The sequence below is a fragment of the Candidatus Nanoarchaeia archaeon genome (assembly GCA_035290625.1).
Classification (GTDB): Archaea; Nanobdellota; Nanobdellia; order Woesearchaeales; family DATDTY01; genus DATDTY01.
The window spans coordinates 1-11,436 of the sequence record DATDTY010000037.1 but is presented as its reverse complement, the minus strand read 5'-3'; the positions used below and the strand labels follow the sequence as shown (position 1 = coordinate 11,436).

The 11,436-nt window shown below is 44.2% G+C and carries 11 protein-coding genes; 10 read left to right on the top strand and 1 reads right to left on the bottom strand.

What is annotated here, in order from left to right; genetic code table 11:
- Nucleotides 1–144: 144 nt before the first annotated feature.
- From VJB08_03370 to VJB08_03350, 5 genes are read left to right on the top strand one after another with little or no spacing between them, the layout of a single operon-like run.
- Nucleotides 145–1,629, top strand: a complete 1,485-nt coding sequence (locus VJB08_03370; GenBank protein ID HLD43003.1) for a glycosyltransferase family 39 protein — start codon at nucleotides 145–147, stop codon at nucleotides 1,627–1,629.
- On the top strand, nucleotides 1,613–2,980 hold the full coding sequence (locus VJB08_03365) for a hypothetical protein (GenBank protein HLD43002.1): 1,368 nt from the start codon (nucleotides 1,613–1,615) through the stop codon (nucleotides 2,978–2,980). Before VJB08_03370 ends, VJB08_03365 begins: the two co-directional genes overlap by 17 nt.
- On the top strand, nucleotides 2,980–4,206 hold the full coding sequence (locus VJB08_03360) for a glycosyltransferase family 2 protein (GenBank protein HLD43001.1): 1,227 nt from the start codon (nucleotides 2,980–2,982) through the stop codon (nucleotides 4,204–4,206). The genes VJB08_03365 and VJB08_03360 overlap by 1 nt, the downstream gene beginning before the upstream one ends.
- Nucleotides 4,200–4,868 carry a hypothetical protein gene (locus VJB08_03355; GenBank protein ID HLD43000.1) on the top strand — a complete coding sequence of 223 codons (669 nt, stop codon included), beginning with the start codon at nucleotides 4,200–4,202 and terminating at the stop codon, nucleotides 4,866–4,868. Before VJB08_03360 ends, VJB08_03355 begins: the two co-directional genes overlap by 7 nt.
- A complete protein-coding gene (locus tag VJB08_03350; GenBank protein ID HLD42999.1) occupies nucleotides 4,861–5,514 on the top strand; it encodes a hypothetical protein in 654 nt (217 codons plus the stop codon). Before VJB08_03355 ends, VJB08_03350 begins: the two co-directional genes overlap by 8 nt.
- 147 nt (nucleotides 5,515–5,661) lie before the next feature.
- Here VJB08_03350 and VJB08_03345 read toward each other — a convergent pair whose 3' ends face one another.
- Nucleotides 5,662–6,105, bottom strand: coding sequence for a multiprotein bridging factor aMBF1 (locus VJB08_03345; GenBank protein HLD42998.1), 444 nt, complete (start codon nucleotides 6,103–6,105; stop codon nucleotides 5,662–5,664).
- A 341-nt stretch (nucleotides 6,106–6,446) separates the two neighbouring features.
- On the opposite strand from VJB08_03345, the gene VJB08_03340 reads away from it, so the two are divergent.
- The 5 genes from VJB08_03340 (at nucleotide 6,447) to VJB08_03320 (ending at nucleotide 11,409) form a co-directional block, all read left to right on the top strand.
- Nucleotides 6,447–7,043: a hypothetical protein gene (locus VJB08_03340; GenBank protein HLD42997.1), complete on the top strand. Its 597-nt coding sequence runs from the start codon at nucleotides 6,447–6,449 to the stop codon at nucleotides 7,041–7,043.
- Between the two features lie 3 nt (nucleotides 7,044–7,046).
- Complete coding sequence (locus VJB08_03335; protein ID HLD42996.1) at nucleotides 7,047–7,331, top strand: hypothetical protein; 285 nt, start codon at nucleotides 7,047–7,049, stop codon at nucleotides 7,329–7,331.
- Nucleotides 7,298–7,585 carry a hypothetical protein gene (locus VJB08_03330; protein HLD42995.1) on the top strand — a complete coding sequence of 96 codons (288 nt, stop codon included), beginning with the start codon at nucleotides 7,298–7,300 and terminating at the stop codon, nucleotides 7,583–7,585. Before VJB08_03335 ends, VJB08_03330 begins: the two co-directional genes overlap by 34 nt.
- A 243-nt stretch (nucleotides 7,586–7,828) precedes the next feature.
- Nucleotides 7,829–10,150 (top strand): VCBS repeat-containing protein, encoded by a 2,322-nt coding sequence (locus VJB08_03325; GenBank protein HLD42994.1) that lies wholly within the window; start codon nucleotides 7,829–7,831, stop codon nucleotides 10,148–10,150.
- 32 nt (nucleotides 10,151–10,182) lie between these two features.
- Nucleotides 10,183–11,409: a hypothetical protein gene (locus VJB08_03320; GenBank protein ID HLD42993.1), complete on the top strand. Its 1,227-nt coding sequence runs from the start codon at nucleotides 10,183–10,185 to the stop codon at nucleotides 11,407–11,409.
- The last annotated feature ends 27 nt before the right edge of the window (nucleotides 11,410–11,436 follow it).

The following is an 11,436-nucleotide window of genomic DNA, read 5'->3' as shown; positions in this document are numbered from 1 at the left end:
AAATAATATCGCGCTCATATCCTCCATGCAGCATCCGATCAAGAATCTTGGATCCTGTAGGAATCCTCTCCATATCCTGGCGATCAGAAGATTCTATAAATGCCTTACTAAAGGCTTATAAATCTTTACGGGATACAAACCTCAATGAAAAAAAGGTATGCTTTCGCGCTCCTTGCCATCTTCATAGCTGCGTTCTCACTGAGAATCTTCATCAGCCTCCAAAGCCAGACATTTGAGCCTGAGGCATATTTCTCGATCCAGCGGATGAAAGAGCTTCTGGAGTCAAAAATCCCCGCCCATACCGATACTCTTAGTTATGGGGGCAGGCCATTAATCTACCCTCCGCTGTTCTATTATACGCTTGCGGCATCATCATTGCTTGTGCCTATAGATATTGCCGGAAAGATTGTTCCAAACCTCTTCATCGCATCCCTCGCCATTATTATCTACTTTCTGGCATATGATATGACCAAAGATCCAAATGCCAGCCTCGTATCAGCCTTGCTTGCAGGATTTGCCCCTTTCCTGTTCTCAACAATAAATTTGATATCCCCCTATTCTCTGGCAATCCCCTTGCTGTACATTCTGATCTTCTTGTTCTTCAGGATTCATAAGCCCTATTATGCCCTCGCTTTCATCATTGTCCTTGGCCTTATGCGGTATACCCATCCAAGCGTCATATTAATTATTGTGGCGTTGCTCTGCTATCTTCTGTTCCAGAAGCTGGATCGCCTGAAAACACTCCCTGCTGAAACAGAGCTGATACTCTTTTCAAGTTTTCTGGTTCTATGGTCCCTTTTCATAACCTACAAACAGCCTCTCCTCTCCCATGGGCTGTCTATCATCTACCAAAATATCCCGCCAAGCCTACTTCAGAATTACTTTTCTGAAGTGAACATCGCCCAGGCTATTACAGGGATAGGGATTATTCCCCTTTTAGGCGCACTCTACACAATCTATACCCATCTCTTTGACAGGAAAAACCGAATTACCCATTTTATGATTATCTTCACACTCCTGATAAGCCTCCTGCTTGGCCTGAAGCTTGTAAATCTGGATCTTGGCCTTTCGCTTCTGGCAGTAAACTTTGCCATCCTGTTTTCTGTATTCTACAAAAGTCTCTTTGGCTTCCTCGCTAAAACCTATGTTGATCAGCTGAGGGGTTTCTTTAAGCTGGCAATCCTTGTCCTAATCCTGGCAACATCCATCATCCCTTCATTTGCTTTTGGGATTTCTGGCAACACCCTTGCTCAGGCAGATAAAGATGCTCTTGACTGGGTTCAAGCCAACACCCCGGATTCCACGCTCTTTGGCGCGCTTCAGGACGGCTATGCCATAACCGCAATCGCCAGGAGAAAAAACATAGCAGATGAGAATTTTCTCTTGATCCCAAATCCTGAGGAACAGGTTCAGGATATCAGCCAACTCTACTATGCCATTTTCCAGACAGAGGCGCTCCGCGTACTCGAAAAATACAACAGCACGTACATCTTCCTGTCAACCACAGCGCAGGAGACGTATGGGATCTCTGCTCTTGAATTTGCAGAGCCCCCATGCTTCGAGCTTGTGTACAGCCATTCCGCAAAGGTCTATAAAGTGAACTGTCGGCTTTATGGAGAACGCAGCTAAAAACCAGGCCAGAATCATACTCCTTATAGCGCTTGTACTTATCAGTATCATCCCGATAGCACGAAGCATCATAAACCCAACGATGCCCGGGGAAGCCTCCTATTACCATCAGGCCATTGCCTCAGCCATATTCGGCCATTCAGACATCACCAAGCCAGCAGCCATTACTCCTTATCATTTGCTGCTTGCAGTCCTCAGCCTTGCAATGCCAAAAGCATGGCTTTTCCTTCCTATTGCCCTGAGCTTGCTCTCAGTGTTCCTTCTTGTAAGGCTGCTTCAGCAGACCGGCATCTCAGCTTTCACACTCTATACAATTGCAGCGCTGTATATCTCCTCTCCCCTCTTCCTCTGGCATAGCGCTTTTTCAAGCCCATACACCCTCTACCTCGTCCTCGTGATTTCCGGAATGCTTCTGCTTGCAAAGCCTGCTGCAGCCGCAAGCCTTTTCATCATAGCCCTGTTCTTCGGTATAAGGGAATCAATTGTTCTCCTTCTGGTTCTCCTGTCTGTATCCTTTATTGTCAGAAGAGACTCTTTAAAGTACCTAATCATGGCCCTGGCTGCTCTCACAATAGCGCTTGCGTTCCTCTTGCCAGTCTCTCCTCCTGTCTACGATGGAGCTGCAGCCAACTTTCTCCAGGCAGTGATCTCTGATCTCGGCAGCACGTCAGGATTCTCTGTTTTTGCCCTGGTCCTTGCTATCCTCGGCATGGTCTTCCTTTGGAAGGATAAGAAGAAGCTGGCCCCAGTCATCCTGCTAACCGTAGTCTTGGCTTCCTTCACCACGCTCATGCCATTTACCCAGATACTTCTCAACATCCTTGTTGCATGGTTTGCAGGCAAGGCAATCACCCATCTCTACTCCAGGAAGTGGACACTCCCATTGATAAAGGATCTTACACTCTTTGTCATACTTCTTGGGATACTCTTCAGTGCCGTATCATTCCTTGTGCGGGCAAGCTCAGCAGACCCATCTCCTGCCATGATCGAAAGCCTTGATTGGCTGCGGTTGCACTCAAATAAGGGAGATGTTGTGCTTTCGCATCCGAAAAACGGGTTCTGGATACAATCAGTTGCGCAGCTGCAAGCCCTCCAAAACAATATCCCGGGCCAAAACCGGCACGTCCAGGAAGATATGCAGCAGATATTTTCCGGCCGGGACATCCTCAAGACCCGCAAACTCCTCGCAAAGTATACAATCCGCTACCTCTGGATTGACAAAAGTATGAAAGGCATGATATGGAAGACTGAAAACCAAGGCTTGCTTTCGATACTCAAGGAGAATGAGATTTTCACCAAAGCCTATGAAAATCCAGACGTTCAGATCTGGATGGTGCGGCCTCAGCCATGATGCAAACCATAATCTTTGTCCTCTCTTTTGTCTCTCTCTATATTGCTGTTCTCACACTAAGCTTCCTGTACCTCTCGGAAAGCCCAAAAGCAGAGAGAAAGGAGAGCGGCTCAGTAACGATTGCAGTGCCATGCCATAATGAAGAAAAGCGCATCGAATCCTGCCTTTTCTCGCTGCTGGCCCTTGAGTATCCTGAAGAAAAGATTATCATCCTCGTGGTTGATGATGGAAGCACAGACAAAACAGCAGCTATTGCCAGCTCATTCATAAAAAAGCATCCTCGCTCAGATATTCGGCTGATCCGGCAGAGCCAGATGGGAAAAGCCAGCGCCCTCAATACAGCATTGGCATCCACGAAAACAGAATTCTTTGGAGTCCTTGATGCAGATTCCCTGGTTGATAAGGCTGCATTAAAAGAGCTTCTTCCGCATTTTTCAGATACGACTGCGGCAGTCATTACCGCTTTGAAGGTCCACAAGCCAAGGAACATCTATGAAAAGGTCCAGCATATTGAATATATCCTTGCAATCCTCATCCGCAGGATCATGTCAGCTTTGAACACGCTCCATATCACTCCCGGTGTCCTGAGCGTCTACCGCACCCATATCCTCAAAGACCTTGGCGGATTTGATGCATCAAACATAACTGAAGATTTCGAGATAGCCCTGAGGATAAAGTACAACGGCTATGATATCAAGCTTGCCCCGGAAAGCATAACCTATACTGCAGTTCCCAGAACCTTTAAATCTCTCTGGAGGCAGCGCATCCGCTGGTTTCGGGGCTTTATCACGAATTACCTCTCCTACAAAGACATGTTCTTCAACAGGAAGTATGGACTGACAGGCTACTACCAGCTGCCGGTTGGCGTAATCTCAATCCCTCTCTTCCTCTTCATGCTGTCTCTTGGTGTTGTAACCCTTGCAAGCGATATTTTTGAGGATACCCTCCGCACCTTAACGATACAAGGGTATTTTTTTGAGAAATTCCTCGAAATCCCGACACTCGATAGCCTGCTCTATGGCCAGAACTTTAAGATTCTGATTCCGGTCTTTATCATCTCCTCGATAGGCGTCCTCTTTTTTATTGTCGCTCACCGCCAGATAAAGGAAAAGATTATCAACCCATTCGCCATACTCATGTATTTTTCAGTCTATCCCTTCCTTACGGGGATCCACTGGATCATGGCAATATCGCACGAGCTTGTGCGGTCAAAAAGGAAATGGTAACACAGCACAGTATCGTCATCGCAAGGAGAAGAAGACGCTATCTGTACTCTATTGTGCTTGCAGCCATTGCCGCAGCCTTTATAGCCGGGATACTTTTTGGGGTCTCTGTTGCAACACAGCCATTGGATGCTGTCGCGCAATTTGTCAAGCAGAGCGAGCTTGACTCAGAATCCTTCCTCATCGAGCAGGATCTCCTGAAAAATCTTGGAGGCGAGGAATGCCGCCTTGCAGAAACGCGGCTTGACTACCTTTCCAAGGAACTCGCAGGAATTGGAAGGCAGCTTTCTGATCCCGAAGCAGAGCAGCAGCTCGGTGCTGGAAATTATGCCTACCTCAAGACAAAATACCACCTCCTCCAGGTTCGCACCTACCTCTTCTTCAAAAAGGTGAAAGAATCCTGCGCTACACCCATCGATGTCATCCTCTTTTACTATTCCAATACTACAGACTCTGTTGAGCAGGGCTATACCCTCGATCAGCTCGTTGCCGCAAATCCAGGACTTCACGTCTTCGCTGTTCAGAGCAGCTATGCCAAGCAGATACAATTCCTTGAGGCCTTCTATAATATTACAATAACTCCAAGCCTGGTAATCAATTACAAGTATAAGGTTACAGGCAAGGCTGAACCAAACAGGATAGGTCCTCTTTTGCAGAATGGATAATCCAAAGACAATTTTTGTGGCAAGCCTGGTCATCACCGTAAGCATTTTTGCGTCTGCCATTATGATCAGCTATGCGCTGGATTTTGTGCGTGAGCAGAAGCTTCAGGCAGTCCTCATTGCAAACGAGCTGTCTGCAGAATCATTCCTCCTGGAGAAGTCTTTTCTTGAGGAGAACTCAAACACGAGCTGCCAGACTCTCCATGCAAGCATCCAGGATATCCTAAACAAGCTTCAGGGCATCAGGGAAGATCTTAACACCTATCGTGGAAGAAGTTCCATGAAGGAGAAGGATTTTGATTACCTGAAGCGGAAATATTTCCTCCTTGAGCTCAGCACCTACCTCCTTGTCCAGGACTGGGCAGATAGCTGCGGCCCTGAATATACACCAATCCTCTTCTTTTATACCATCGACGACCGGCAAAGCGAACGCCAAGGCTATATCCTTGATGACCTCTCCAAGCAGGACGGCTCAGCAGTCATATTCTCCTTCGACCTCGCTTACCCTGACGAGCCTTCTATGAACCTGCTTAAGACAAGGTTCAACGTAACAAACGCCCCAACCATCATCATCAATTCCAAGAAGAAAGAGGGGATTGTATACGGCGCTGAACTCCAGGAGCTCATGCAATCATCTCGGCTCCGGTGAAAATGGCGTTGCCGTCAACCGTGAGGCTCTTAAACGTAAAGACGTGGCACTGACAAGGGAGTTGCCCCATTCGGGGAATGTCAGTCACTCCAGTCATATGCGCAGCCGAGCCGACGGCAACCTTGAAAATATTTTCACCGGAGCCAATCATCTCCTGACCTTGATAAAGTCGCCTAGCGTAAAGGTGTCGCTCCTTCTGTCTGCCTTTTCAGGCTGCCCTTCGTCTTTCTCAACCGTCACAAGCCTGATGCCAAGTGCCAGCTCAATCTTTCTTCCGAGCTGCACAGGAGGAATAAATCTTCCAGTCTCGATGTGGTGCAGCACAGACTCTTTTTCATTGATCTTTCTGCTGAACTCCTTCTGGCTCATCCCTTTTTTTTCCCTTGCCATCCGCACAAGTTCTCCGCAGTTCTGGACAACAGACTCAACAGGCTCAGGCTTCTTCGGCCGCGTAACTGCTTTCAGCGGCTTTGACGGTTGGCTCATCACTTTTCCGTAGGACGAACAGGCCTTGCATACAGAAAGCAGCGTCTCCTCAACCCTCGCCCGATACAGCTCAGACTCCCTCCCGCACAGGTCGCAGGTTCCCATATGCTCTGGGGCAGATGATGCACTATTTAAAATTTGTGTGGCTATTTCGGCTCAGGTGAAAGTCCGGCATCATTTCTGCGAGGCTCTATAAAGTTAAGAAGCGCAGCGGAGGGGGTTGTCCCTTACGGGCGAGGTGCCGCTCTTTGCTGAAAACAGCAAGAGCCATTGAGGCAGGAAGGAAATAAGTAATTCTATCTTCTCTTTTTTCTTAACCAGTCTGGGTTTTAAGTAACTAGTTACTGCTCCTGGGTTTCAATAAACGTTTAAATAAAGGAATGCTTTGAGAGTACTCTAGAAAGCATTTTTAATCAAGTTGGGAGAATACGATTAAAAAGGCGAGTGTGTTAAAAATAAGTGGACTTAGTTTAGTTCTTATAGCAGGGATAATATTCATCCTAGGATCAGGCAGTGTCCTCAGCAACAGCCCCCCTATTTTCGGAGTCCGTACAGATGAAGGGTTTGTTCCTCTGAAGGTTGGAGAGCTGAATCTTTCCATCCAGGAGAACAGAGGGCTGGCAATTCTTCCAGAGCAGAGTTCAATTGCATTTGACCAGGTCTATGCTGCTGAATATCTCGATGTCTATGGTAATTTTTCTGATATAAACTACAAAAAAGTTGTTGATACCACGTCAGAGCGTATGCTTGCCGGCGCAAAGGAAGACAATATCAAAGGGTTTGAGATTAATGGTGAGAGATTTGCAGTACACCTTCTGTATTGTGATAGTTATAATGAGAATTGTGTTTTCAGGGTGAATGGCGTTCCAACTGGGAAGATATCTGTTAAAGGCACTCCTGGCAGGAAGGATTCCTTTGCTTTGGCTCCCGAATATGATTTGAAGATTGGCTCTGCGCAGTTTAATTTTTGCGATAACAGGAGATTCTGCAATGTTGCTTATGAAGCATATGACAGGGTGGATGTAGTGGTGGATAGGAGGTAAGGAATGGGGTTTAGGGATTGGTGGAGGAAACATAGTATATTTGGAGCTTTTATTATTGGAGCAAGTATTGGATTAGTTTTTTATTTTGCCAGCTTCTTTTTTGAAGATTCTAATCTTAGTGTTTTTTTTAACTTTTTTGTTTTTATTCCTTTCTGTAAATTAACACAAAGTGAAGGAGAAGGTTGTGCAATAGCCTATTTATTTGTTGGGTGGGTATTCATAATATTATTATATGGGGGTTTAACAGCAATATGTTGGAAAATATTTCAAAAACTCAAAAGAATATAAAGCTTTTATTTAACAAGATTACCTTATTAGTAATCTTATTAGTATTAGTTACTACAGTTAGCGCATATGATATTAATCCCCCTAGTCGAACAGTTCACCAATACTTAACAAATGAATCACAAGTAGTGTGGAAACTTATTCCTTACGAAATAAAGAAGCAATTTAATGTAAATAGCATAGAAGCAGATAATAAAAATAGCAAGTACAATACTGGAGATAAAATAATTAATGGTAGTTCAGAAGAAGATTTTTGAATTTTACCTACGAGACATTTCTGGGATCCAGACAATCCAACACAAAATATTGGTTATGCGGATTATGATGATGGGTTAGGTAGTAGATCCAGTTCCTATAGAATAGCTATCGAGTTATGGACCGATAAAGTTGTTCCACTTTACTTAAAAGGTGATATAAATCAGTCATATTATTGGTTAGGGAGAGTGGCTCATCTGCTAGAAGATGCTTCTCAACCATCCCATATACATCTAGACCCACATTTGGGACATAGTCTCTTTGGAATCGCATGTTTAATTGAAGGAGAAGACTGCGATGACTCAGTCCTTGAAGAATATACTGGTGATAATTTCAACACGTTAAGAACTACTGAAAATTGGACAGGCAGTAATTTTGCTGGTCAGCAGTATAATTATGAAAATTTACCAAATTTATCCAGTTTTAATTGGAAAGAAGTAGAGCCTAATGTTCCTCTTGATAAGAAGAACATAGAACTATTCAGATTATTCTGGTACACAGCCCAAAAAACCCAATACTTTGCGTCTGATGACAGAGACGGCAATGCAGTCTATGTTAATATCTCTGGAGCAACAAAGAACTTCCCAGTCTCATTATGGGCTAATGAAAATCTAAGAATCATCAACGAATCTGAACATTTAGCGCAAGATGACGTAACCAATTCAGGTCCAAATGTCTCAGCAGAAGCAGACGCCATGCTCCCCCACTCCATGAAAGCAGTCGCTGGATTGTACAGGTTATTCGATGATGCAGTAAAGATTGACTGGCCAACAGACCACCACGATTATAGACGTACAGGCTTCACCTTGCTGAAAGGCGATATGAACAGGAAAGAAGACGTTGACAAGATTGATGTTGCCTTGAGAGGCAACCTTACCCAGGACATTGTCATGAGGCCTTCTATAACTGACCTGGACAACAACGGCTATCAGGACGTTGTTACTGCCATTCATGACCTGTCTGACGTAAAGTCAACAGAATTCATAGCTGTAGAGAAAAACAAGAAATATGGCTTCATACCGCAGAATGAGCAGAAGTGGAGAGCCAATCTTTCTGGAGGCTCTACACTCCTTCCTGTTACCTTAGGCAATATTGACTCTGACTCAAGGAAAGAAGTTATTATTGCATTAAGAAATGGAACCATCAGAGTATTAGACATTAGTGCTGATGGGAAAGCTGCAACAGAAAAATGGGCGTATTCTCTGCCTGAGAAAAACTCCACCTTCGCAGGCTCTGCATCTGTTGAACTGGGAGGCGGCTCTGCTGTTGCTGATATTGATCTGGATGGAGTTAATGAGATCATTCTTACTGACAAAGCTATCTCAATAGGAGCTTATGATTGGCCTGGTGAGGTGTATGTGATTGACGGGTCTGGAGGAAGCTACAAAAAGAAATTCAACTATACCTTTGGAAACGGAGGAGCGTTTGCCTCTGTTTCTGTGGCTAATATTGATGATGACGATAATCCTGAAATCATTGTTCCTGGTTATTATGGGATTAATGTGTTTGACTATAATTCTTCTGCTCCTAATAACCTTACTCTAAAATGGAGCAATAATGACGGGTTTATCAAAGGCTCTGCTGTGATTTATGATGTTGACAGGGACAATGAATATGAACTTATTTATGTCACCACAAATGCTACGTGTTCCTCATTTAAGAAGTGCACCAACAAGCTTTTCATTAGAGATGCGAAAACAGGCAATAATGAGTCAAACAGCCCAATAAATCTTGATCCGTATCGTGCAGAAGTTACTCCAGCAGTAGCTAACTTAGACTCAGATTCTCAGGCTGAGATTGTAATAAGCGTCAGGAATACAAAAACCTCAGAACTCGGCAAGATAATTGCATACGATTCTTCAACCCTGCAGCAGAGCTGGTCTTATGATGACAATGGCAATCTCAAAACCTCTTTTGTTGCTCCGGACATAGCAGATATGGACAATGATGGCAAGTATAATATCCTCTTTGCAGAGAACAACGGAACAGATGTTTATATCTTAAATGAAGACGGAACAGAATTATTCAGATACAATTTCACAGCATTTGTTGACTCTGCCTTGGCTATAGCAGATACAGACTATGATGGTGTTGCAGAGATAGCATTAAAGAGATCAGGCTCTCCAATTGGCTTATTATCAGTAGCAACATCATTCAACCAGCAGCCAACAATCAATGCTATAAGCAACATCACAGGGATTGCAGGAAATCTGCTCCAAATCAATGCTACTGGGGAAATTTCAGGAACCGACCCAAACCAAAACGACACCTTAACCTTCTTCTACTCCTCTCCGTTCAATGAATCAGGTCAATGGCAGACAACAGTAAACGACACAGGCAATTACTCTATATTGGTGGAAGTGAGCGATGGAAATCTTAGCGCATCAACTTTTGTTGATGTGATTTTATTCAATGAAACTACGGTGTTACAGAATAATTTCACGGATAATAGTAACCAAAAAATCCTGAACTTCAGCTCAGCAGGAAACATAACCATCCAGATAAGGATTCCAAAAGAGGCAGCAATCTTGTATTCAAAGATTAAAATGAAAGGAGAGGCGCCATGATAGGAAGACGTAGAGCTATGATGAGAAAGATTATGAAACTGGCACAACTCATCATGTACACAATCCTATTTTCACTGCTCATAGCTCTCATGGTTGCCGCAGTAAATCAAGCTCCAAGCGCTGCTGGAGTTAAGGTATTGCCTGAAAATGCAACCGCAGGACAAGATTTGCTATGCAACTACACTTATTCAGACCCCGAAGGGTTTGAAGAGCAGGAATCAACAATTGAATGGTGGAAGAACAGCGTTAACCAAAATATAAATGCTCAACTCTTAGGAAAGCTTAACCTGACCCCCAATGACCCGTGGTATTGCAAAGTTACACCAAGCGATGGGCTGTTAAACGGAACCCAAATTCAGAGCAGCAATACAGTAAAAATAAGGAGCACCATCCAAAACCCGATCCTCTACGTTAATGGAGCGCAGGCTTGGAACTCTCCGGGATATTTCGCGGAACAGCAAACTGCCGGATTTGAGCAGGGATTAAGAGATGCTTTAAATTCCTGTACTCCTGATGTTGAGGGATTCTGTGATATTAACCTCACTTTTGGCTCAGATGCTGCTGGACTGCTGAATATTACAGAGATGGAAGTCTTCTATGAAGTTCCTCCTGTGTATAATATCACCTTCGATAATCTTTCACTTCTCTACACCGAAGGAACGATAGGGCTTTATGATATCCGTCTGCTCAATAATGGAGATTCTGAATTATTAAATCTCAACTGGAGCATTGATTTCGGTGACGGAAACATAACCCAAAGCAATTATAACTTCGATCTTTCCGCAAACGAAGACATCTTCCTCTTCGCAGAGCACAACTACAGCTCACCAGGAATCTATACGGTTACGGTTAACGCCTCTGCTGGCTCTGTTTCAGACTCGATTTCAGACGTTTTCAACATTGGCAATGTGACTGATGTAAACAAATTCACAATCAAGAATACTTCAGGCAGCAGCATCGCCTGGTTTGGCGATTCAGGAAACGCTGTGATTAAGGGAGCCTTAGAGCAGAACTCCGCTCATGCAAGAAGCACTGACTTCGCATTTGTAATAAGAAACAACGGAGAGGATGTTTTGATCATAGAGAATGACGGCAATATGTACATTGATGGAACTTTGTTCCAGAATCAGTCAACCATATCATCCTCTTTGGATGATACTGATTTCAGAATAAGAAAGGATGGAGAATGGCAGATTGTTGTGAATGAATCAGGCCATGTATTCCTAAAAGGAATGTTAACGCAGAATGGAAATCCATGAGGTGAAAGCATATGAAAAGCAGGGAGA

Coding starts and splice junctions, on each gene's coding strand:
- VJB08_03365 (HLD43002.1), top strand. CDS start 1,613: ATGGAGAACGCAGCTAAAAACCAGGCCAGAATCATACTCCTTATAGCG.
- VJB08_03320 (HLD42993.1), top strand. CDS start 10,183: ATGAAACTGGCACAACTCATCATGTACACAATCCTATTTTCACTGCTC.
- VJB08_03355 (HLD43000.1), top strand. CDS start 4,200: ATGGTAACACAGCACAGTATCGTCATCGCAAGGAGAAGAAGACGCTAT.
- VJB08_03360 (HLD43001.1), top strand. CDS start 2,980: ATGCAAACCATAATCTTTGTCCTCTCTTTTGTCTCTCTCTATATTGCT.
- VJB08_03345 (HLD42998.1), bottom strand. CDS start 6,105: ATGGGAACCTGCGACCTGTGCGGGAGGGAGTCTGAGCTGTATCGGGCG.
- VJB08_03370 (HLD43003.1), top strand. CDS start 145: ATGAAAAAAAGGTATGCTTTCGCGCTCCTTGCCATCTTCATAGCTGCG.
- VJB08_03350 (HLD42999.1), top strand. CDS start 4,861: ATGGATAATCCAAAGACAATTTTTGTGGCAAGCCTGGTCATCACCGTA.
- VJB08_03335 (HLD42996.1), top strand. CDS start 7,047: ATGGGGTTTAGGGATTGGTGGAGGAAACATAGTATATTTGGAGCTTTT.